The following is a 23,391-nucleotide window of genomic DNA, read 5'->3' as shown; positions in this document are numbered from 1 at the left end:
ACCGGGGCATCAGAAATTGTTTCCCACAGTGAACTGCAGGGGTTGGGTAAGATCTCCGGGCTTCTTGTCCAAGGGAATCGCCAGGGACAGGCGCAGAGGACCGAGGGGGCTGATCCATAGAAAGCCTATTCCAGCTGTTGTGCGCATATCACTCAGGCTGGGGAAATAGTTATTAGTATAATTATAAATAGAGCCGTCCGTATTGGACTGTACACCATAAACCCAACCGCTGGCAGCAAAAATAGACATCCGGAAATTAGGATTATCGGCCAGGCCCGGCAATGGAAAGTAAAGGCTGGCATTAAACAACAACTCACGGGTACCACCTACAGGATAACCACCAACCTGCGGACCCAGTGCATAAGTCTGATAGCCCGGCAGTGTTGTAGGACCACCCAGATAATAGTTGTTAAAGAAAGGAACCGGCTTGCCACCATAACCATTGATGAAGCCATAGCGACCACTCAGTCCGCCAGTCAACCAGGAAGTGATGGGATGATAATATTCAGCTTTGACTTCAGCCTTATACCATTTTAGTTTTCCGGGAGGAACAGCTGCCTTCAGATCCAGACTGCCATAAAAACCCTTCGTCGGGAAAATGGGCGAATTGCGGCTATCGTACACCAGGCTATTACCTATGGTCACAGCAGTAGCCGTATTACCAAACGTAGTTACATACTGGTTATAAATCTGTGGACTACCAGAAGTCAGATTAATGGTCGTATTACTATAGCCCAAGGACATATAGTCATAGACATACCGCATGATGGGTATGCCCAGCGTGCCCGTAGCACCATAGTCAATTTCCTGATAGGGCGCGACAGCGAGGGTGGAAAGATTGGTATCATTCCGATAAAGATTAACACCCAGACTGATGCCATCCGGGGTAAAATAAGGATCAGTATAAGATAGGTTGAATGCTGTGCCCAATCCGCCCACATTGGCCGAAAAAGACAACGCATTTCCAGTACCCATAAAATTGTTCTGGCTGATGGAACCATTGAACAAAATACCCTGCGCGTTGGAATAGCCCACACCCAGACTGAAACTGCCGGTCGGCCGCTCGCTGACATGCACATCCAGATTCATCTGATCAGGATGACCGGGAACCGGAACCGTTTTAGTGTCGATTTTATCGTAAAAACCAGTCTGCTGGAGCCGCTCCTTGGAACGCCTGATCTGCGCGCCATTATAAAGAGATCCTTCCATCTGCCTGAACTGACGCCGGACTACATAGTCCCGGCTGCGATCATTGCCAGTAATTTCAATCCGGCGAATGTACACTTTGCGCCCTGGGTCCACTTCAAAATTCAGAGCCACCTCACGGGTTTTTTCATCCACCGTCGGCACCGGAGTGGTATTGGCAAAAGCATAACCCAGATCACCCAGCTTGTTGGCGATGGCACTGTTGGTGTCATTGATTTTTGCCCGGGAAAACACTTCACCTGGATGAATTTCGACCAGTTTTTCCAGCTCTGGCTTGGGAATCACCAGATTTCCCGTCAAATTCACCGACTTCACATGATAAACCTGTCCTTCATGCACATTGACCGTAATGTAGACAAAACGACGATCTGGTGTGACCTGTACCTGATTGGATTCAATATCAAAATTCAGATAGCCACGATCCAGATAGAAATTGTGCAGGGCTTCCAGGCCCTTCATCAATTTCTCCTGAGAATAACGATCATTTTTGGTAAAAAATGAAAAGGCGTCAGGGGCACCAATATCGAAAAGTCCACGCAGACGGCTTTCACTGAAAGCATGATTACCGACAATGGTCACCTGCTTGATGGTAGCCTGCTCTCCCTCGTTGGCATCCAGATAAATGGCTACACGATTACGTGGCAGTTTATCCACCTTGGCATGAATTTTCGCATTATAATAACCCATGCCTTCATACTGCTGCTGCAGTCCATGTACGACTTCGTCAAGCAGGGACTGATTGAAAATATGGCGGTCCACCAGACCAATGCCTTTCAGGGTTCCTTCCACTTCTTTTTTGGAAAAGGCCTTGATGCCGTGCATCCTGATGCTGGCAATGATCGGACGTTCCTGGACGACCACCAGCAAATTGTCATCCGAACGGGCGATAGTCACGTCCTTGAAAAAACCTGTAGAGTAAAGATCTTTAATCGCCTGCTGCGCTTTCTGGTCATCTACTTCTTCCCCGATATGAATGGGCAGATAGTTATAAACCGTCCCAGGGGCAATGTGCTGCAATCCTCTTATCTCTATGTTTTTCACAGTGAAGGGTGTAAATGCCCAGGCTGGCGCTGTCCAAACGGCAGCTACACAGGCAATACCCGAGGCAAGAACAAGAGGCGAAGGTGAAGTCAGGCTGAATTTTTTCACGGAGTCATCAATCTCGTAATATCGTTGTAAAAAGCGAAGGACATCAGCATCAGAAGCAGCACTATACCGATCTGTTGGGCTTTTTGCACCACCGCCGGCGAAAGCGGCTTACCCCGTAACATTTCCAGAGCATAAAACACCAGATGACCGCCATCCAGTATGGGAATAGGAAGCAGATTCAGAACACCCAGACTGATGCTGACCAAAGCCAGAAAAGACAGAAATGGCGCCACGCCAGCCTGAGCCGATTGCCCCGCATATTCGGCAATGCTAATAGGCCCGCTGATATTATCCGGTGAAACAAAACCCTGCACCATCCGAACCATCATCTCCACCGTCATCCAGGACATCTGCCAGGTACTGTGCGCACCATAGAGCAACCCCTCAAATGGTCCCCGCTGGCGTATAACGATGAGATCCTTGGGTAGGGGCGCCATGACAATGCCGATCCTGCCAATCGCCTTGCCGACCTTGTCGAGAAACATTTGTGGTTTGATCTGAATGGTTTTGCTGATCCCCGCAGCCGTCCGGTAAGTCATCTCCACCGTTTTGTCTGGATGCGATTCAATGTGACGCGCCAGACTCTCCCAGCTCGGGACAGGATGATGATCGATGCCGGTAATACGATCGCCAGCTACCAGTCCTGCCCGGGCGGCCGGACTTTTGGCTTCGACTGCTCCCACAGTTGCTGGCAGGTAAGGCTCCATTCCGATGATCTTGCCAAGAAAGTCCGGCCCCACCGAATCTGCCTTCAGATTTTGCAAAGGTAGGGTATGGGTTGCCAACCTGCCCTGCTCGGTAGTCTCAAGATGTGCCGGCACCCGGGCAATGGCCGCCGACAATAAACCCATACGCATGTCTTCCCAGGTATAAACCTGCTGCCCATTCAGGGAGGTAATGCGTTGGCCCGGCTGCAAATGGGCCTGAGCGGCCAGAGAATGATCATTCACCAGACCAACAATGGGAGCCAGCCCGGGAATACCAATCCAGGCAACTCCGGCATAAGCAATGATGGCAAAAAGGAGATTGGCTGCAGGGCCAGCCAGAGCAATAAGAAAGCGTTTACCGGGAGCCAGTTGCTCAAAAGTCCGGGTACGGTCTTCAGGTATTACTTGTTCATCGGCCTGTTCACCGAGCATTTTGACGTAACCACCCAAAGGTAACGCAGCGATGACATATTCTGTGCGATCCTTGCCCCAACGCCGACTGATCAAAGCAGGACCAAAGCCGATGCTGAATTTCAGCACCTTCACGCCCATGAATTTGGCGACCCAGAAATGTCCGGATTCATGAATCAGCACCAGAATGCCAATTGCGAGAATAAAAGCGCCTATGGTTTCGAGTATGTGCACAGTATCCCGAAATCAGGCCAAAGCAGATTCGGCGTAACGGCGCAGATGTTTGCCGGCTATCACTCTGGCCTGCTGATCAATCGCCAGAACGGCATCCAGTTCATCCGGTGCAGCAGGTTGCAAATCGGTCAGGGTATTTTCCACAACAGCAGCAATCCGTGCAAAAGGTAAAGCCTCGTCCAGAAAAGCCTGAACTGCTACTTCATTGGCAGCATTGAGGACGGTAGCTGCAGCCCCCCCCGCTTTAAGGGCTGAAAAAGCCAAAGCCAAACAAGGAAAACGTTGCAGGTCAGGGGTTTCAAATTGCAAATCTGCGGTCTTGGCCAGATCCAGCGAGGACACCCCACTTTCGATGCGCTCCGGGTAAGCCAGGGCATGGGCAATGGGCGTACGCATGTCCGGATTGCCCAGTTGGGCCAATACCGAACCGTCTACGTATTCCACCATGGAATGAATAATACTTTGGGGATGGATGAGCACATCAATTTGTTCTGCCGGAAGATTGAACAGCCAATGGGCTTCAATCACTTCCAGGCCCTTGTTCATCATCGTCGCCGAGTCTACAGAAATTTTCCGGCCCATCACCCAGTTAGGGTGCGCACAGGCCTGATCCGGAGTCACTCCCGCGAGACGCTCCAAAGGCCAGGTCCGGAAAGGACCGCCAGAAGCCGTCAAGAGGATGCGGCGCACCCCGCGGCCATCGGCAAAGCACTGGAAAACGGCATTATGCTCACTATCAATAGGGAGCAGGGTCACCTGACACGCCCGCACCCGGTCCATAAACAGCTTGCCAGCCATCACCAGACATTCCTTGTTGGCCAGGTAAACCTTTTTGCCGGCTTCCACCGCAGCCAGAGTAGGCAAAAGGCCAGCTGCTCCAACTATTGCGGCCATTACCTCGTCAACACCGTCCATACGGGCAACGGCTGCCAATGCCTCGGGACCACTTTCCACATTTATTTGTTTGAGACCGGCATCACGTAAGAGCACCCGCAATTGTTGCGCTGCTTCGGGTGCTGCCATGACGACCTGTTCGGGTTGATGGATTGTGCAGAGTGCCAGCATCTCCGCAACACGATGATTACCCGTTAAGGCCACCACCCGGAATACATCGGAATGGCGTGAAAGCACGTCCAGGGTGCTTTTCCCAATGGAGCCCGTGGCTCCGAGTATGCAGATGCCTCTTGTCATTTCCACCAACCCAGATAGTAAAGCCCGGCTACAAAAACCGGAATACCCGCGCTGATACTGTCCAGACGGTCAAGCAAACCACCGTGTCCCGGCAGTAATTGCCCGCTATCCTTACGATCTGCGCGGCGTTTGAGATAACTTTCTGCCAGGTCACCAATGACTGCAAATATTGCTGTCACCACTCCCAGCAAAGCCCCTGAGCATAATACGAGAGGGTGAGCCCCCAGCCAGATCCATGCGCCCAGTGTGCCCACAATGGCGCTGGCAAGCAAGCCACCCAGGAGGCCTTCCCAGGTTTTGCCCGGACTGACCTGTGGGATCAGCCGCCGCCGGCCCCACAGTTTCCCAAATGTCATGGCACCTACATCTCCTGCGCTGATTATCAAAATCACCCACAAAAGTTGATGGGGGGACTGACGCTGAAGTTGCAAGGCAAACCAGAAAGCGGGCAAAAAAGCTGGCAAAAGCAGGAAACCCGTAAGCGGACGCTGCCAAAGTGAAGCTCTATGTAGCATGCTGGGTGACGCAGCAAGCATCAGCACCGCCCATAATAACCATGCGGCTACCGAAACATCTGCCAACATGGGACCGATCAGGTTTTTTAACCAAAGCGGCAGCAGCAAAAGCAGCGCGAGCGACAGCCCCAGAAGCAGGGCAAGAGACCTGGAGAATAAGCTGAGGCGACCCCATTCCTGTCCGGCAAGCAGGGCGAGCAGCATTAAAAAAACCAGGAAAATCTGAGAGGAAGCCTGAAAAATCAGGACAAAAACCAGCAGCAACAAAAAGGCGGCGGTGATCAGTCGCTGACGAAGCAATCGCCCTCCAGAACCTGATCACCAGTACGTCCAAAACGCCTTTGACGATGTGCAAAAGAATGCAGTGCGTGTTCCAGAGAGGCGCGATCAAAATCCGGCCAGAGCGTGTCGGTAAAATAGAATTCTGTGTACGCCAGTTGCCAGACCAGAAAATTACTTATGCGTTCTTCCCCACCCGTACGAATCAACAAATCCGGCTCGGGTCCATCGGCAAGACTCAGATGTTGGGCAATATCCTGCTCACTGAGATCCTGCAGATTCAAGTCTGCAGACTGATAGGCAGCAATTGCAGCGCGTGTAGCCTGGGCGATATCCCAACGTCCACCGTAATTTACTGCGAGGTTGAGTTGCAGACGTGTATTATCCCGGGTAAGATTTTCAGCTTCTTCAATCAACTGACGGATATCCTGTTCCAGCGCACTGCGATCGCCGATAATCCGTAAGCGCACCCCATTTTCATGCAACTTGCGGGCTTCCCGCTTCAGGAGCAAGCGGAACAGATTCATGAGCAGACGCACCTCCAGAGGAGGCCGCCGCCAGTTTTCAGTGCTAAACGCAAAGAGAGTGAGATGGGGAATACCCAGGTCTACACAGGACTGAACCATCTCCCGGACGACTTCAGCTCCCCGTCGATGACCGGCCACACGGGGTAAATGCTGCCGATACGCCCAGCGGCCATTGCCATCCATAATGACCGCAACATGGCGAGGGAACTTAGGCGCTTCTGATCCAGGCAGTACAGCCATAATACTCAGACCTCCATGAGGTCAGCTTCCTTGGCCTCCACCACGGCATCTACTTCATCTACAAAGCGATCAGTCAGCTTCTGAAAAGCCTCTTCTGCCTGACGTTCTTCGTCTTCGGAAATGACTTTTTGCTTATGAAGGTCCTTGACCTGAGAAATACTGTCACGACGGATATTGCGAATGGCCACCCGGGCACCTTCGCCTTCCTGCCGGACTACTTTCACCATTTCCTTGCGCCGCTCTTCAGAAAGGGCCGGCAGAGGTACACGAATATTGTCCGAACCGGCCACCGGATTCAGTCCCAGTCCAGCATCGCGAATGGCTTTATCAATTTTTGGGATCAGGTTTTTTTCCCAGGGTGTCACCACCAAAGAACGGGCATCGGCTACGGAAACCGAAGCCACCTGGGCCAGTGGGGTGGGAGCATTGTAATAATCAATCATTACATGATCCAGCAAGCCAGCACTGGCGCGACCGGTACGCAGACGCGTCAACTCCCCCTTGAGGGATTCGATGCTTTTTTTCATCCGGGTTTCAGCGTCTTTTTTGATTTCCTGAATACTCATGGAACCTCTCTACGCACCGAGGTGCCTTCCTCTTCACCCAGCATTACCCGCATCAAAGCGCCGGATTTGTTGATGGAAAAAACGATGATGGGCATATCATTATCACGACATAGGGTAATAGCTGTCGCATCCATCACCTGAAGATTCTGCTCCAGAACCTGACTGTAAGACAATTCACGGTAACGCATGGCCTCGGGGTGGGTGACCGGATCATCCGTATACACGCCATCCACCTTGGTTCCTTTCAGAACCAGCTCGGCATTGATTTCCACAGCCCGCAGACTGGCGGCTGTATCCGTGGTAAAAAAAGGATTACCCGTGCCAGCACCAAAAATCACTACCCGACCTTTTTCCAGATGGCGAATGGCACGCCTACGGATATAGGGTTCAGCGACCTGCTCTATATGCAGGGCGGAAAGTACCCGCGTCGGCAGGCCTAAATGCTCCAGGGCATCCTGAACCGCAAGAGCATTCATTACTGTCGCCAGCATCCCCATATAATCAGCAGTGGCACGGTCCATACCTTCGGCGGCCTTGGCCATCCCCCGGAAAATATTGCCACCACCAATGACAATGGCGACCTGCACACCAGACGAGACCACCTCCTTGATTTCACGAGCCATACGGCGTACAACCTCGCGGTCTACGCCATACTGCCCATCCCCCATCAAGGCCTCCCCACTGAGTTTCAGGAGAACACGTGAGTACCGGGGAGCGGTCATTCAGGACCCCCGGACTTGCGCCATTACTTCGCTGGCGAAGTCTGCCGTGGGTGCTTTTTCGATACCTTCACCCACCTCAAAACGGATGAATTCGACGACTTCCACTCCCGAAAAACCCTTGACCAACTGCCCTACGCTCTTATCCGGATCTTTCACAAAAGGTTGCCCGGTCAGCGCAATTTCATTGACCAGCTTGTTGAGCCGACCGGATATCATTTTTTCAACAATATCAGCAGGCTTGCCACTATCAGCGGCCTGGGCGACCAGAATATCCTTTTCCCGGGCCAGACGTTCTGCAGAGACCTGATCAGGACGAACCACTTCCGGACGGGCTGCAGCCACGTGCATGGCCACATCCTTACCGAGTTCTTCCGTAGCCGCCTGACCTTCCAGTGCCACTATCACCCCGATGCGGCTGCCATGTATATAGGCTCCAACCACGCCTTCCTTGACCTGCAAGTGCTGCAAACGCCGCAAACTGATGTTTTCACCCAGCTTGCTGACCAGGGTCTTGCGCCGCTCTTCAATGGACGCATCCGCCACCAGTGCCTCTATTTGTTTCAGACCCTGTTGCAGAGCCTGCCCGGCACAATCCTTGGCCAAGGCCAGAAAATCATCATTCTTGGCCACAAAATCGGTCTCGCAGTTCACTTCCAGCACCACCCCCTGCTTCTGGTCTGCACTCAGCGCAGTAACAATGACGCCCTCCGCCGCTACCCGGCTGGCCTTCTTGTCGGCCTTGGCCAAACCACGGGTGCGCAGCAGATCAATGGCCGCTTCCATATCTCCGTCCGCTTCAGTCAGAACAGTTTTGCATTCCATCATGCCGGCGCCGGTGCGCTCACGCAGTTCTTTAACCTGTTGTGCACTAATAGCCATGTAAACTCCTCGGTTATGTGGTGAATGCGTTAATCGGCGTCAATTTCAATGGTTTCTTCGTCCACTTCGACGAATTCGTCCAGCAAATCCACTTCACCACCTTGCCGACCGGCCAAAATGGCATCGGCCACCAGCGAAGCATAAAGACGGATAGCACGGGTAGCATCATCGTTGCCTGGAATGGGGTAATCAATCAGCAACGGATCGCAGTTGCTATCGACCACACCAATTACCGGAATACCCAACTTGCGCGCTTCCAGCACCGCAATATTTTCATGACCCACATCAATCACAAAAATAGCATCGGGCAGACCATTCATTTCCTTGATACCACCAAGACTGCGTTCCAGTTTGTCACGCTCACGCGACAGGGTTAGGCCTTCTTTTTTGGTCAGCTTTTCAAGCGTGCCATCGGCTGACATCTGGTCCAACTCGTCCAGACGACGAATAGACTGGCGAATGGTTTTAAAGTTGGTCAGGGTACCACCAAGCCAGCGTTGATTGACAAAAAAGGCGCCACAACGACGAGCTTCCTGCTCTACCGCTTCACGCGCCTGGCGTTTGGTACCCACAAAAAGAACCCGACCATGTTTGCGCGACACCTGCTCAATAAAAGCCAGCGCGCAACGCAGCATGGGCAGAGTATGTTCAAGATTGATAATGTGAATGCGATTGCGCTCACCAAACAGGTAAGGGGCCATTTTGGGATGCCAGTAACGGGCTTGATGACCAAAGTGCACGCCGGCTTCCAGCAGGGCACGCATGCTTACATTGCTGCTCATAGAGATTTCTCCAGTTTTCATAGGGTTAAGATCCACCACGCGGCCGAGAATTCCATCCTTGCGGACACCCGGAAATCCTCTCAGGCTACGTGTGCGTATTAGGGCAAAGCCCAGCGCGTTTTATCACAAGTTACCCCACTAGAGCAAGACTGGACCGCGCACTAGGGCCAGGTCGGCTGCAAAACAGCCGTGCTAAGTACCGGTTTTGGATTTATTCCAGCGATGCCAAAACCAGTAAAGCAAAGCACCCATAAACAGCAGCAGCAACAAAATAATCTGCACCTGGCGCACCCCATTCAGCAGGCTTTGCAAGGAAGCCCCGAGAACATAACCGATACCGGCGATGACGCCGGCCCAGACAGCAGCAGCCAGTGGATTCATGACCAGGTAGCGTCGGGGTGGATAATGATGCACACCCAGGAGTATCGGGGTGATGGTTCGGGTCCCATAAATAAAGCGAAACAGCAGCGTCACCCAATCGCCGAAGCGCCTAATTAAACCCTCTGCCTGGGTTACATGGCGCTTGAGAAAGGCGGGAAGCCAGTCGAGAATCCGCTCGCCATAGCGGGAACCTACCTGATACAAAACCTGATCATTAATGGTGCTTCCCAGCCAGGAAACGGCAATGACCAGGGGCAAATCCAGCACCCCGGCATGGGCAAGAGCCCCAGCGATGATGACTACCGCCTCACCTTCCAGCAGGGTCCCGATGAACAGGATCCAATATCCATACTGGCGCAGAAACTCCTTGATAACGCTCAGGGTAACCGGTTGCAGATGCAGCCAGTGCAACAACGGATTCAGAAATTCGATGGGAACGTCCTCTTACCAATGGAGATGAAAATCAGGAGCCATATTTTCCTGTTCCTGCTCAAGATCCGCAAAAAGCAGAGGCATTTTATCCTTGTAATGATCAGGCAGTGACAGGCGCAGGACTTTGTCCACCACCTGCAAGGCGGGTGCTGTAGCCGAAATTTGCGCACCCCGATGGAAAACAATGGCAAGTCGCAGCAATACCGCCAGGCGCTGAATTGCCAGCAGGTCTTCCGCAGCAATGCCTAAAGCCGCATAGAACTGCAGATGCGGAAGCCGCTTGCGCTGGGTTCGCAACAGAGCGGCCACGACCCCCTGTTCCCGGCGGGAAAAGCCCGCCAAATCGGCATTCCGCCAGATGTATTCGCCGTGCTTGTGAAAACCGGAATGGGCAATATCCAGACCAATATCATGGGTTAACGCCGCCCACTGCAGCCATTGCCGATGGGCACCATGTAAAGACCAGTTCGCCATTGCTGCCGCAAAAAACTGATCCGCCCAGGCTGCCACACCCTGGTTGCGCCCGGTTTGACTGTGAAAGCGCTCCTGGAGACTGCGAATACTGAGTTCGCGGGTGTCTTCCTGGTGAATCCGGCCGAGCAGGTCATAAATGGCACCTTCCCGCAACGCACCCTCTGAAAACCGCATTTCCTGAATATTCAAGGCCTCGAACAAGGCGAAAAGAATCATGAATCCACCCGCAAAAACAGCGGCACGATCCGACTTCAAACCTTTCAGACGGGACAAGGCCCGCACTGAGCCCAACTGCAGAATTTGCTCTCGCAACCAGTACATACCATGACGGGTAATACGGCTACCCTGACCATTCTCGATTAGGATCCGATTAATTGCTTTGATGGTCCCGGAAGAACCTACTGCCTGATCCCAACCATGGCCAGTGAATTCATCCAGCATCGGCTCTACGGCCATACGCACTTTTTTTTCAAGGCGTTCGCAGGACGCCGTGGTGATCAGATCATCCGGGAAAAAGGCGCGGCTGGAACCTACGCATCCAAAATGAAGACTCTCACGATTGTTCGGCACAAATCCCTGACCCACAATGACTTCGGTACTGCCCCCGCCAATATCAATGACCAGGCGGCGTTCATCCGCATCTACCGCCAGACTGTGGGCGACACCCAGATAGACCAGTCGTGCTTCTTCCCGACCGGCAACAATTTCCAGAGGAAAACCCAGAGTGGCTTCAATAGCCTGCACAAAGCCCTCAGCAGCGCTCGCCTGACGCAACGTGTTGGTACCAATGATGCGTACCCGGTCGGGACGTATACCACGAAGGCGCTGACCAAAACGTGCCAGACAATCCAGTGCCCGTTTTTCGACGGCCGGATCCAGCGTGGCATCCTCCCGCAAACCTTCGGCAAGACGCACACCTTCCCGCAGGCGGTCGAGCAAGCGAATTTCTGAACCCAGCTCTTCCGCCACTACCATATGAAAAGAATTGGAACCCAGATCCACTGCTGCCAAATAATTTTCCAATACAGCAGTGGTCACGGGTTCCGACATGATTATTTCCCCTGGAGGCTTTGCTCAACCTGATCCAGGGGAAGATGCCGGACATTTTTGCCCTTGGCAAGATAAATCACATACTCACAAATGTTGCGGGCATGATCGCCAATACGCTCTATGGCCTTGGCAATAAACAGGGCATCAATTGCTGGTGTAATGGTGCGTGGATCTTCCATCATGTAGGTAATCAGGCGACGCAGGGCAGACCGGTACTCCTGATTGAGAACCTCGTCACCCTTGGCAATGGCAATGGCCTGTTCAGCGTCTGCCCGAGCCAGGGCATCCATGGCCCGACGCAGCATATTCAGCGCATAATCTGCCATGACGCCCACATCGCGCATGAAGGCCGGGTTGGAATTGCGCGTCCCATGCCCCATGGCCAACACCATATCCGCAATCTTGCTGGCCTTATCGCCCATGCGCTCAAGATCGGCAATACTTTTGATGAGCGTCATGACCAGACGTAAGTCCGAGGCCGCCGGCTGGCGCATTGCGAGGATATTGATACATTCCTCTTCAATCCGTACTTCATATCCATTGACTTCATGGTCCCGGGCTACCACTTCCCTGGCCAGGTCATTATCCCCGGTCTGTAATGCGCGAATGGCATTGCTGATTTGTTCTTCAACGACCCCACCCATCGCCAGAACCAGCTCATGAACTTCGTTCAAGTCATCATTGAAACGTTGGGAAATATGCTGATCTTTATCCATGTTCAGTTCTCCTTAACCATAACGACCCGTGATGTAATCTTCCGTCTGTTTCTTGGCCGGATTGGTAAATAATTGGTTGGTCTGGCCAAACTCTACCATTTCGCCAATATACATAAAGGCCGTGTAATCAGACACGCGCGCAGCCTGCTGCATATTGTGGGTCACAATGAGAATGGTGAACTGATTGCGCAACTCACTGACCAGTTCTTCAATTTTCAGGGTTGCTATCGGGTCGAGAGCGGAAGTGGGTTCATCCAGCAAAATCACTTCGGGTTTTACCGCAACGGCGCGGGCAATACACAGACGTTGCTGTTGCCCTCCGGAAAGACCCAAACCACTGGTCTTGAGTTTATCCTTGACCTCATCCCAGAGAGCGGCCTGACGCAGGGCTTCTTCCACCCGCTCATCCATTTCCACCTTGCGGAGTTTTTCATAGAGCTTGATGCCGAAGGCGATATTATCGTAAATCGACATCGGGAAAGGTGTCGGCTTTTGAAACACCATGCCGATTTTGGCCCGCAACATGTTGACGTCCATACTGGGGGAAAGAATATTTTCCCCATCCAGCAACACCTCACCGGTAGCGCGTTGCCCGGGATAAAGTGAATACATCCGGTTAAATACCCGTAGCAAGGTTGACTTGCCACAACCCGAAGGACCGATAAAAGCGGTGACCTGCTTCTCCGGCATTTCCAGATTGATATCCTTGAGGGATTTATTACTCCCGTAGTAAAAATCCAGGTGACGAACAGCAATTTTGGTATTCTGAAGTTCCGACATTAACGCGGGCTCCTGTCTTTAATAATTAAACGTGATCCAAGGCTCAAAACCAACACGGCGAGGGTAGCCATTAACGCACCCGCCCAGGCAAGATTTTGCCACTCATCGCAGGACTCATGGCAAACTGAAATATTTTCGGCAACACACTGACGCCGACGTGTCTTGCATTCATTTTTAATTTTCAAATTGATCCGCAACCTTCTGGGGTGAAGCCTACCAACATAAGCAGCCTACAATAGCAGAGTTTTATTACCGTTTTATGACAGATCTTCACCGCTGACTGCACTGCGCGCCAGAGACAAGGGGAACAGTGCGGTAAATACCGTTCCCTGGCCAATTTCGCTATGTACATCCAAATGGCCCTGATAGCGTTCTACCGCATGGCGAACAATGGCAAGTCCCAGACCCGTACCTCCCATCCGCCGGGATCTTCCCTTGTCCACCCGATAAAAACGTTCCGTAATTCTTTGCAGGTGCTCTGCAGCAATCCCATCTCCCGTATCCTGCACCATCAGCATGAGACCATCGGGAACACGGCCCCAACTGATGGTGATGCTGCGTCCTGCGGGCGTGTACTTGATAGCATTTTCAAGGAGATTACGGATGATACTGGTCAAGTCTACCTGCTCCGCAAAAATACCCAGAGTCTCGTCCAGCTGCGTGTGAATTTTCAGCCTTTTTTCGGATATATTGGGCTTGAGCGTGTCCAGCACGCCCTCAATCAGTGCACTGAAAATGACGGTATCACAGCGCTCTGGTTCGGCTTCAGCCGCCTCCATACGCGCCAGCGAAAGCAAATCCTCAACGAGGGATTGCATCCGCAGGGTTTGCTGCTCCATCAAATGCAACTGGCTGCCAACTTCTTCATCATCGGCAAGAGGGCCATCCAACAGGTTTTCAAGGAAGCCCCGCACCACGGTCAGCGGGCTGCGTAGTTCATGGGAAACATTGGCCACAAAATCCTGACGTACCTGCTCCAGTTGGCGAATGCGGGTCACATCCCGAAAAATCACCAAAGCTCCGGCATCAGCCAAAGGATAACGCACGCCCTCCAAAAACAACTGGGCATCTGATGGAGCAGCCAGTTGCAAACTTGAAGGGCCCTCACCGCTTAAAAATGCCCGCAGATTGGGAGTACGCAACCAGAAGGCCAGGGGTTTGCCAACATCATCCGGCCATTGCAGTTGCAAGAGGCGAATACCTGAAGGATTAACCCAGACCAACTGACCGCGCTCATCCATGAGCACTACCACGTCTGGCATTGCCTGGAGCGCATCGCGCAGCTGAAGAATCTGGGCACTTAACTGACGTTGTCGGGCCTCCTGGTCCCGCCGCCAGTGATAACCGTCGGCAAACGTTTCCTCCCAGAGCCCTCCAGCGAGGGGGGGAAGATGAGTATCGGGATTACGGAACCAGGCACTGAAACTTTGGGATTGTTGCCGATGCCAGGCAACCCAGATCGCCAGAATCAAGGCGATGATCACTGGAGGTAAATAAGACCAGGCACGCAAACTGTCTGCGGTCAGAAAAAGGGGAATCAGCGCCCATACGGCCAGCGGATAAAACCATGCGCGCAAGGTTTTCACAAAAACAAAAAGAGTTTGTTCAGAATTTTGGGTAGTGCCATATTCATACGTCACCGACCACTGCACTACATCTGTAACCTTCACCACGAACTGTCTCAATCAAGGGCGCGTGACCGTATTCGTCAAGAACCCGCCGTAAACGGCGGATATGGACATCGACAGTGCGTTCTTCGATAAAACTTTGTCTGCCCCAAATCTGATCCAACAACATGTCGCGAGAAAAAACCCGATCAGGATTGGTCACAAACAGGCGCAACAAACGAAATTCCGTGGGCCCCAGATGCAACTGGACATCTTTGACATAAACCCGATGCGCGCGCAGGTCGACATGCAACTCACCCAGCTTCACCACACCGGCAGAATTATTACCATAACTGCGGCGCAACAAGGCGTTGACGCGGGCCACCAGCTCACGTGGTGAAAAGGGCTTGGCCAGATAATCATCTGCCCCCGATTCCAGGCCATGCACCCTATCCCCTTCCTCACCCCGGGCAGTCAGAAGAATGATCGGCAGTTTTTGGGTTTCTTCACAACGACGCAAGGCCCGACACCAGGCAAGACCATTTTCACCCGGTAGCATCCAGTCCAGAATAACGAGCTGAGGTGCCCAACTCTGGAGCGCCGGCTCAGCGGATTCCACACTGCCTTCGCAACGCACCTCAAAACCCTGACGATTCAGGGCAACCCGCAACAATTCCTGAATACCCTCTTCATCCTCAACAACCAGAATGCGTGCAGAGGAAATCTTTTCTTCTTCCATATCTGCCTTATCTCGGATTGACGCCCCTTCCCCCGGCATTGTGACTGATCAGCGGGGGGTCTGCCAAGCCGAAAAACCAGACAGATACTGTCCAGCAACATTTATGAGCGGATTTTATCGATCCCGAAACCGATTCCCACCACCAGTCGGACGTGAAGGCGCCCGGCGCTGAACGCCGGGCGCGGTCGGACGACGCGTATGCGGCGCATGCGGCTGACTGGAAAAGCTTTGCTTGGGCTCGAAACCCACAATGGTTTCTTTAGTAAAGGAGCGCTTCAGAAGTTTCTCTACGTCCGCCAATTGTTTACGTTCATCGACGCTGACCAGAGAAACCGCCTGACCATTATTCCCGGCGCGGCCGGTACGCCCAATGCGGTGCACATAGTCCTCCGGCACATGCGGCAGTTCAAAGTTCACTACATGGGGCAACTCACTGATATCAATACCTCGTGCTGCAATGTCCGTAGCCACCAACACCCGCACCTTACCTTCCTTAAATTCAGCCAAGGCACGAGTACGGGCACCCTGGCTTTTATCACCGTGAATGGCCATGGCCTGCATGCCCCCCTGGGAGAGATGTTTCGCCAGTCGATCCGCACCATGCTTGGTTCGGGTAAACACCAGCACCTGATGCCATTGCTGTTCACCGATAAGATGTGTCAGGAGTTCTCTTTTACGATCCTGATCCACCGCCAAAAAGCGCTGGGAAACCGTATCGGCAGTGGCGTTACGACTGGCCACTTCGACACTGACCGGATTATTCAGGAGGCCGTCTGCCAGGGTTCTGATTTCCGGGGAAAAAGTTGCAGAAAACAACAGGTTCTGACGCTTTTTGGGCAACACTGCCAGAATCCGTCGAATATCCCGGATAAAACCCATATCCAGCATACGATCCGCTTCATCCAGAACCAGAATTTCAACATGCGACAAATCCACACTGCGTTGCTGAATATGATCCAGAAGGCGCCCTGGCGTCGCCACCAGCACATCCACACTGCGTCGCAACTTCTGCATTTGGGGATTGATTTTGACGCCACCGATCAGAATCAGGGAGCGCAAAGACAAATTCTTTCCGTAAAGCTGCACGCTTTCTTCTACCTGGGCAGCCAGTTCCCGGGTAGGGACCAACACCAGGGCGCGCACGCTGGAGGGACCATGAAACGCAGTTTCCGACGTGGCGGCCAGTTTGTGGAGAATGGGCATGGCAAAAGCAGCCGTTTTGCCCGTGCCGGTTTGCGCACCAGCCAGCAAATCCACGCCTGACATGACCACCGGTATGGCTTGTTCCTGAATAGGTGTGGGGGTGGTATAACCGCGTTCCGCTGCAGCACGCCAGATGGGCTCGGAAAGACCGAGAGATGCAAAATCAGACGACATGGGATTTACTCCAAAAAAACACCGGCCTCGCCGCTAGGGCGTCAGTCTGGGCAGACGCTTCTCAAGGTGGGGACCAATGCAAAGGGCCATCATATAGACTGTATCATGATGGCGAACGGACTTTATCAGAATATAAACATAAATACTAGAATAAAATGAGTTAATCGGCAAATTTCGCCGTCAAACCTTCAATCTGATCCAGCCACCACCAATCAGACGCTCGCCCTGATAACACACCGCCGCCTGACCGGGAGTAATAGCCCGTTGTGCTTCATGAAAGCGAATTTCGGCACGACCATCTTCCTTCAGGAGCAACAGCCCCGGCTCCGGGCGCGAGCGATAACGCAACTTGACGGTCACAGGGTGTTCATCCGAAGCAGGCAGGGGCGTCAGCCAGTTGCAGTCCTGCAAAAAGGCCTGAGGCTGATACAATTCATTTTCGCTACCGACTCGCACCTGATTACGAACCGGATCCAGAGCCAGCACGTAGCGCGGCTGGCCATTGCCGCCACCCAGACCTTTGCGCTGTCCTACGGTAAAATTCAGGGTTCCGGAATGATGCCCGATGATTTGACCGCTGCTATCGACCATCTCCCCTTCCTGCTCCATATCAAGGCCGGCATAATCCGCCAGGAAACGCCGGTAGTCCCCGTCCGGAACAAAACAGATATCCTGAGAGTCCTGCTTGGTTGCCACCGGCAAAGCGTGCCGCCGGGCGATGGCCCGAACCGCGTCCTTGTTCATTTCACCCACCGGGAAACGCAGCTGCGGCAACAGACCGGCATTCAGCGCAAACAGAAAATAGGACTGATCTTTTGCTGCGTCCTCACCCCGCAGCAAAGACATCCCGGAAGGGGTTTCCTGAAGACGGGCATAATGACCCGTACCCAGAATCGTGGCACCCAGCTTTTTACCTTCTTTCAACAGGGCTTCGAACTTGAGAAACTGATTGCAGCGGGCACAGGGATTGGGCGTTCGCCCCGCCTGATATTCTGCCACAAACACATCCACAACCTGCTGGCGAAAAGCCTCGCGGTAATCCAGAACCTGATAAGGGATATTGAGCCGGGCACAGACTTCGGCTGCGTCTTCAATATCTTTCTCGTCGCAACAACGACTTTTCGGCCAGAGACGCATGGTGACGCCGACCAGGTCATAGCCTTGTTCCTGCATGAGAATCGCCGCTACCGCTGAATCCACACCGCCGGAAAGTGCCACCAATGCCTTGGGTGCCGTCATGTTAATCTGTCCTTAGTCCCGCTCTGCCAGCCAGGCCATCTGGATGGCTTCGAGAACCCCTTCACTGGACTTTTCAGGATCATCATCAAAATCTGCAAGTTCGACAATCCAGCGATGCAAATCTGTAAATCGGAGCAACTGCACATCCGCATCGGGATGTGCTTCATCCAGCGCGAAAACAATATCCATGGTATCACCCCAATGCATCAGTGCCGCTCCTTTTCCAGGTTGATGGTGTACTTGGGTATTTCAATGACGAGAGGGGTTTCCGCCACTTTGGCCTGACAACTCAGGCGCGAAGTGGGCTCAAGACCCCAGGCCTTGTCAAGAAGATCCTCCTCTTTTTCTTCGGCGGCTTCGAGGCTGTCAAAACCTTCCCGCAAAATGACATGACAGGTCGTACAGGCACAGGACATTTCACAGGCATGTTCAATCGCTATATGGTTGCGCATGGCCGCAGCAATAATGGTTTCTCCCGGCTCCGCCTCAAACTCCGCTCCTTCGGGGCAAAGTTCAGCATTGGGCAGTACTTGTATTTTAGTCATTCACTCTCCCAGGTCATCTATGGAACGGCCGGCAATAGCCCGCCGCAAGGCACTATCCATGCGTCGTTGCACCAGAGGTTCGGCTGCAGCTTCCACTGCCTCGGCGGCTTTACTGATGGCATCTGCGTCACTGCCTGCCAAACACTGCTCTAAATGCTCACTGGCGGCATCCAATTGGGCTTTTTCGTCCGCTTGCAGCAAGGCAGCATCAGTCGATAAGGCACCTTGCAAGGCTTCACGCACCCTTTCCCCTTCCACCCGTGCTTCGGAAAGACGCCGATGCGCTATGTCTTCAGCTCCATGCGCAAAAGAATCCTGGAGCATGCGGGCAATTTCCTCGTCATTGAGGCCAAAACTGGGTTTAACCAGCACCTCGGAACGCACGCCCGTACTAGTTTCTTCTGCAGATACCGTCAACAAGCCATCGGCATCAACCTGAAAGGTCACGCGAATCCGGGCAGCTCCGGCTACCATAGGGGGAATCCCCCGCAAACTGAAACGCGCCAGAGAGCGACAATCCTGCACCAGGTCCCGCTCCCCCTGGAGCACATGAATGCTCATGGCCGTCTGGCCGTCCTTGAAAGTCGTGAACTCCTGGGCTTTGGCAGCGGGGATAGGGGTATTCCTGGGTATAATTTTTTCCACCAACCCGCCCATGGTCTCCAGGCCCAAAGAAAGGGGTAAAACATCCATCAACAGTAAATCTTCACGCTGATTGCCCACCAACGCATCGGCCTGAATGGCCGCACCCAAAGCCACCACCTGATCAGGATCAATATCAGTCAATACCGGCTGCTGAAAAAATTCGGATACCAGACGACGCAGGGCCGGAACCCGGGTTGCCCCTCCCACTAACACCACCCCATCCACATCCGCCACTTTCAGACCCGCATCACGCAGGGCGCGCCGGCAGGCCGGAAGGGTGCGCTGCAAAACAGGCTGAATGAGGGTTTCAAGCTGCTTTCGCGTCAATTGGATGACGCGGGGAGCACCCTGCCCGGAGTCCAGCGTCAGCTCAACCTGCTCCTGATCTGTCAGGGCTTCCTTGGCCTGCCGCGCCTGTTGCAGAACTTGACGACGCCAGAGTGGATCATCCAGATGGATACCACTCTCCGCCATCAACCATTCAGCGATGGCATGGTCCATGTCATCGCCACCCAGGGCCGTATCGCCGGCAGTTGCCAGCACTTCAAACACTCCCGCCTGCAGGCGTAAAATGGAGATATCAAAAGTGCCGCCGCCGAGGTCATAAATGGCAAAAAGACCTTCACTTTTTTTATCCAGTCCATACGCCACTGCCGCCGCCGTGGGCTCGGCCAGCAGGCGCAAAACATTCAAGCCAGCAAGTCGGGCAGCATCTTTGGTCGCCTGCCGCTGCGCCTCATCAAAATAGGCGGGCACGGTAATGACGGCACCCTCGGGCTCAGATCCCAGCGTTTCCACGGCCAGATCTTTCAGAACCTTAAGAATTTCTGCAGAAACCTCAACGGGGGACTTTTCACCCGCACGCGTGCGCAGACGAATCATGCCTTCAGCGGGTACCAGATCGTAGGGTAAGTGCCCGGCCAAAAGTTGGACGTCTTCATGACCACGACCCATAAAACGCTTGACCGAAGCAATAGTGTTGTGGGGATCCTGCCCCGCTGCCGCCTGTGCCGGATAACCCACAACCACCTTGTCGTCTTCGCAGTAGCGCACCACCGAGGGTAACAAATATTGCCCATCATGGTTGCGCATGACCGTCGGCAGCGCAGACAAAACGGAAGCTACCAGAGAATGGGTAGTTCCCAGATCAATCCCGACAGCCAGCCGCCGCTGATGCGGATCAGCAGTCATGCCCGGTTCTGCAATTTGCATTAAAGCCATGCTATAGCACCTTGTTTGTTCATGATAAAAAGCTCTGCGTATGGTCCCTGCAAAGCAACTACGCCAGGCTTTATCTTAAAAGTTCGTGTGACATATCCAAAAACTACAGATTTTGCAAAGACTCTTCGCCACGATCAATTTCACCCAGGAGTTTGTCCAGAAACTGTAACTCACGCAGTACAGATCCAGCCTCGTCAACCTGTTCACAGGGCAGCTTTTTCAAGAGGATGTGAAGCTTGTTTACCGCTTTGGATGAAGCGTCTTCCACTTCTCCACGCAATTGGTCCAACCCGTTCTGGTCCCTGGCTGCAAGCACATCTTCCAGACGCTCCCGATACATCATCTGGGTCATCAGCAGTGACGGATCAGCTACCTTGACCTGCTCACCCAGGGCATCAATTTCCTGACGTTGCAACAAATAGTCCGCACGCTTCAGGGGATCACGCAGTACCGCCAGCGCTTCATTCAGCCGGGTACTCCACTCCAGGGAAAAGCGCCGGGTCGTCGCATCTGCCCGGGCAAAGCGGTCGGGATGCAGGATTTTCTGCAACTGCAATACCTGACTCCGTAATTCCTGCAGATTCAGATCATAGCTTTCCGGCAACCCGACCACACCGAACAGTGACAACTCCGCACGAAAGGGCTGAATGGCCCCACAGGAATGACAAAGTGCGGGGGGAGCATTGAGCTCCGCCCCGCACTGAATGCATACTTCCGCCATCAGGTCGTGAAGCTCTCGCCGCAGCCGCAGGAGTCCTTCACATTGGGGTTGTTGAAGCGAAACCCTTCATTCAGGCCTTCACGGGTAAAATCCAGCTCCGTCCCGTCCAGATAAATAAGGCTTTTCGGATCCACGAACAGACTCACATCATCATGGGGAAAAACCATATCTTCCGGATTGGGGGCATCCACAAATTCCATCACATAGGATAAGCCGGAGCAGCCGCTGGTTTTGACACCAATACGGATTCCCAAGCCTTTACCACGTTTGGCTATGCTCTTGCGAACCTGCTGGACTGCGCTTTCCGATAAAGTCAAAGCCATGACCGTATCCTTAGTGTGCCACCTGGGCGGCAGCCACTTCAGCATGACTGTGCCCGGCACCCTGCTTGCTGCGATAGTCTTCCACAGCCGCCTTGATAGCATCTTCTGCCAGCACAGAACAGTGGATTTTGACGGGGGGCAGTTCCAGCTCTTCGGCAATATGACTGTTTTTGATCGTCATGGCCTCGTCAAGTGTTTTACCCTTGACCCACTCGGTAACCAGTGAGCTGGAGGCAATGGCCGAACCGCAACCATAAGTCTTGAACTTGGCATCTTCGATGATGCCCTGCTCGTTTACCTTGATCTGCAGACGCATGACGTCTCCACATGCGGGCGCGCCTACCATGCCGGTGCCAACCCCACTATCATCCTTGTCCATCGCCCCGACATTCCGGGGATTTTCATAATGATCAATCACTTTTTCGCTGTATGCCATGACTATTCTCCTTGCTTGAGGGCCTTAATGTGCGGCCCACTGAATACTGTTAAGATCTATGCCTTCCAGATGCATTTCCCAAAGCGGTGACAACTCCCGCAATTTGCCCACCTTGCCCGCAATCAACTCGATGGTGGCATCGATTTCCGCCTCGGTCGTAAAGCGCCCAATACCGAAACGAATGGAACTATGGGCCAACTCATCGGACTTACCCAGTGCCCGAAGCACGTAAGACGGCTCCAGACTGGCTGAAGTACAGGCTGAACCGCTGGAAACCGCGATTTCCTTCAGCGCCATAATCAGAGATTCGCCTTCAACAAAGGCAAAACTGATGTTCAGGTTATGCGGAACCCGATGTTCCATGCTGCCATTAATATAGGTTTCCTCAACACGATCCTGAATGCCTTTGAGCAGACGATCGCGCAATTTACCAATTCTTTGGGCATCAGCATCCATCAATTGAACGGCCAGTTCCGCAGCTGCTCCCATACCAACAATCTGGTGCGTGGGCAAAGTGCCTGAACGCATGCCCCGTTCGTGACCACCACCATGCACCTGAGCCTCCACGCGCACTCGGGGCTTACGCCGGACATACAGAGCACCGATGCCTTTGGGGCCATAAATCTTGTGTCCGGACACGCTCATCATGTCCGCCTGAATGGCTTCTACATCTACTGGTATCTTACCCAGGGCCTGCACCGCATCCACATGAAAAAGTACCTTGTGCGTCCGCAAAATCCGGCCAATTTCTTCCATGGGCTGGATGACACCGATCTCATTATTCACGAACAGCACCGAGGCGATGATGGTATCCGGGCGAATGGCGGCTTCGAAAGCCTTCAGATCGAGCAGACCATCTTCCTGAACCTCCAGATAAGTGACCTCAAAACCTTCCCGCTCCAACTGACGGCAGGTGTCCAGAGTCGCTTTGTGCTCGGTGCGCAGGGTGATAATGTGCTTGCCCTTGCCGGAATAAAAATGCGCCGCGCCTTTCAGGGCCAGATTGGTGGCTTCTGTTGCGCCTGAGGTCCAGACAATTTCCCGGGGATCCGCATGAAGCGCATCCGCCACCTGCTGACGGGCTTTTTCGACGGCCTTTTCTGCTGTCCAGCCATAAGCATGGGAACGGCTCGCTGCATTGCCAAAATCATGGGTCAAATAAGGCAGCATCTGTTCCAACACCTGTGGGTCTACCGGCGTGGTCGCCTGATAATCCAGATAAATGGGACGATCCGGGTCAATCAGCAAGGGTTTCTTGCTTTCCAGGTCGATAATTTGGGGTTGATTCATTTTCTGC

At 53.2% G+C, this 23,391-nt stretch carries 24 protein-coding genes; all 24 read right to left on the bottom strand.

The window, feature by feature from the left end:
- Positions 1–9: 9 nt before the first annotated feature.
- The 24 genes from bamA to H7F11_RS04140 all read right to left on the bottom strand — a co-directional run bounded on the left by bamA (position 10) and on the right by H7F11_RS04140 (position 23,384).
- Positions 10–2,355 (bottom strand): outer membrane protein assembly factor BamA, encoded by a 2,346-nt coding sequence (bamA, locus tag H7F11_RS04255; RefSeq protein ID WP_193649950.1) that lies wholly within the window; start codon positions 2,353–2,355, stop codon positions 10–12.
- Positions 2,352–3,707 (bottom strand): RIP metalloprotease RseP, encoded by a 1,356-nt coding sequence (rseP, locus tag H7F11_RS04250; protein ID WP_193649949.1) that lies wholly within the window; start codon positions 3,705–3,707, stop codon positions 2,352–2,354. Before rseP ends, bamA begins: the two co-directional genes overlap by 4 nt.
- Positions 3,708–3,719: 12 nt before the next feature.
- Positions 3,720–4,898: a 1-deoxy-D-xylulose-5-phosphate reductoisomerase gene (gene ispC, locus H7F11_RS04245; protein ID WP_193649948.1), complete on the bottom strand. Its 1,179-nt coding sequence runs from the start codon at positions 4,896–4,898 to the stop codon at positions 3,720–3,722.
- Complete coding sequence (locus tag H7F11_RS04240; protein WP_193649947.1) at positions 4,895–5,713, bottom strand: phosphatidate cytidylyltransferase; 819 nt, start codon at positions 5,711–5,713, stop codon at positions 4,895–4,897. Before H7F11_RS04240 ends, ispC begins: the two co-directional genes overlap by 4 nt.
- Positions 5,695–6,459 carry a polyprenyl diphosphate synthase gene (gene uppS / locus H7F11_RS04235; RefSeq protein ID WP_193649946.1) on the bottom strand — a complete coding sequence of 255 codons (765 nt, stop codon included), beginning with the start codon at positions 6,457–6,459 and terminating at the stop codon, positions 5,695–5,697. Before uppS ends, H7F11_RS04240 begins: the two co-directional genes overlap by 19 nt.
- 5 nt (positions 6,460–6,464) lie before the next feature.
- The gene (gene frr, locus H7F11_RS04230; RefSeq protein ID WP_010638790.1) at positions 6,465–7,025 is read right to left on the bottom strand and encodes a ribosome recycling factor; all 561 of its coding nucleotides are present in this window, start codon (positions 7,023–7,025) and stop codon (positions 6,465–6,467) included.
- Entirely contained in the window at positions 7,022–7,747 is a 726-nt protein-coding gene (gene pyrH, locus H7F11_RS04225) for a UMP kinase (protein WP_193649945.1), read from the bottom strand. Before pyrH ends, frr begins: the two co-directional genes overlap by 4 nt.
- A complete protein-coding gene (gene tsf, locus H7F11_RS04220) occupies positions 7,748–8,626 on the bottom strand; it encodes a translation elongation factor Ts (protein ID WP_142086369.1) in 879 nt (292 codons plus the stop codon).
- A gap of 29 nt (positions 8,627–8,655) precedes the next feature.
- Positions 8,656–9,408: a 30S ribosomal protein S2 gene (gene rpsB / locus H7F11_RS04215; RefSeq protein WP_193649944.1), complete on the bottom strand. Its 753-nt coding sequence runs from the start codon at positions 9,406–9,408 to the stop codon at positions 8,656–8,658.
- A 192-nt stretch (positions 9,409–9,600) separates the two neighbouring features.
- Positions 9,601–10,200, bottom strand: a complete 600-nt coding sequence (locus H7F11_RS04210) for a DedA family protein (protein WP_227485236.1) — start codon at positions 10,198–10,200, stop codon at positions 9,601–9,603.
- A 33-nt stretch (positions 10,201–10,233) separates the two neighbouring features.
- Positions 10,234–11,745, bottom strand: coding sequence for a Ppx/GppA phosphatase family protein (locus tag H7F11_RS04205; protein WP_193649942.1), 1,512 nt, complete (start codon positions 11,743–11,745; stop codon positions 10,234–10,236).
- 2 nt (positions 11,746–11,747) lie between these two features.
- Positions 11,748–12,461 carry a phosphate signaling complex protein PhoU gene (phoU, locus tag H7F11_RS04200; protein WP_193649941.1) on the bottom strand — a complete coding sequence of 238 codons (714 nt, stop codon included), beginning with the start codon at positions 12,459–12,461 and terminating at the stop codon, positions 11,748–11,750.
- 12 nt (positions 12,462–12,473) lie between these two features.
- Positions 12,474–13,241, bottom strand: coding sequence for a phosphate ABC transporter ATP-binding protein PstB (pstB, locus tag H7F11_RS04195; RefSeq protein WP_193649940.1), 768 nt, complete (start codon positions 13,239–13,241; stop codon positions 12,474–12,476).
- 257 nt (positions 13,242–13,498) lie between these two features.
- Positions 13,499–14,914: a phosphate regulon sensor histidine kinase PhoR gene (gene phoR / locus H7F11_RS04190; protein WP_300252492.1), complete on the bottom strand. Its 1,416-nt coding sequence runs from the start codon at positions 14,912–14,914 to the stop codon at positions 13,499–13,501.
- Entirely contained in the window at positions 14,871–15,587 is a 717-nt protein-coding gene (gene phoB, locus H7F11_RS04185) for a phosphate regulon transcriptional regulator PhoB (RefSeq protein WP_193649939.1), read from the bottom strand. Before phoB ends, phoR begins: the two co-directional genes overlap by 44 nt.
- Before the next feature lie 114 nt (positions 15,588–15,701).
- Entirely contained in the window at positions 15,702–16,964 is a 1,263-nt protein-coding gene (locus H7F11_RS04180; protein ID WP_193649938.1) for a DEAD/DEAH box helicase, read from the bottom strand.
- A 180-nt stretch (positions 16,965–17,144) separates the two neighbouring features.
- Entirely contained in the window at positions 17,145–18,203 is a 1,059-nt protein-coding gene (gene mnmA / locus H7F11_RS04175) for a tRNA 2-thiouridine(34) synthase MnmA (RefSeq protein WP_193649937.1), read from the bottom strand.
- 12 nt (positions 18,204–18,215) lie between these two features.
- A complete protein-coding gene (iscX, locus tag H7F11_RS04170) occupies positions 18,216–18,410 on the bottom strand; it encodes a Fe-S cluster assembly protein IscX (protein WP_010638760.1) in 195 nt (64 codons plus the stop codon).
- Entirely contained in the window at positions 18,410–18,748 is a 339-nt protein-coding gene (fdx, locus tag H7F11_RS04165; protein ID WP_075322849.1) for an ISC system 2Fe-2S type ferredoxin, read from the bottom strand. The genes iscX and fdx overlap by 1 nt, the downstream gene beginning before the upstream one ends.
- Complete coding sequence (gene hscA, locus H7F11_RS04160) at positions 18,749–20,614, bottom strand: Fe-S protein assembly chaperone HscA (RefSeq protein WP_193649936.1); 1,866 nt, start codon at positions 20,612–20,614, stop codon at positions 18,749–18,751.
- A 103-nt stretch (positions 20,615–20,717) separates the two neighbouring features.
- On the bottom strand, positions 20,718–21,335 hold the full coding sequence (gene hscB / locus H7F11_RS04155; RefSeq protein ID WP_193649935.1) for a Fe-S protein assembly co-chaperone HscB: 618 nt from the start codon (positions 21,333–21,335) through the stop codon (positions 20,718–20,720).
- On the bottom strand, positions 21,335–21,658 hold the full coding sequence (gene iscA, locus H7F11_RS04150) for an iron-sulfur cluster assembly protein IscA (RefSeq protein ID WP_193649934.1): 324 nt from the start codon (positions 21,656–21,658) through the stop codon (positions 21,335–21,337). The genes hscB and iscA overlap by 1 nt, the downstream gene beginning before the upstream one ends.
- Before the next feature lie 10 nt (positions 21,659–21,668).
- Complete coding sequence (gene iscU / locus H7F11_RS04145; protein WP_193649933.1) at positions 21,669–22,094, bottom strand: Fe-S cluster assembly scaffold IscU; 426 nt, start codon at positions 22,092–22,094, stop codon at positions 21,669–21,671.
- A gap of 24 nt (positions 22,095–22,118) precedes the next feature.
- Positions 22,119–23,384: an IscS subfamily cysteine desulfurase gene (locus H7F11_RS04140; RefSeq protein ID WP_227485235.1), complete on the bottom strand. Its 1,266-nt coding sequence runs from the start codon at positions 23,382–23,384 to the stop codon at positions 22,119–22,121.
- Positions 23,385–23,391 lie beyond the last annotated feature (7 nt).

Source organism: Acidithiobacillus sp. HP-2 (assembly GCF_015100155.1).
GTDB lineage: Bacteria > Pseudomonadota > Gammaproteobacteria > Acidithiobacillales > Acidithiobacillaceae > Acidithiobacillus.
This window is presented reverse-complemented; position numbering and strand designations above follow the sequence as displayed.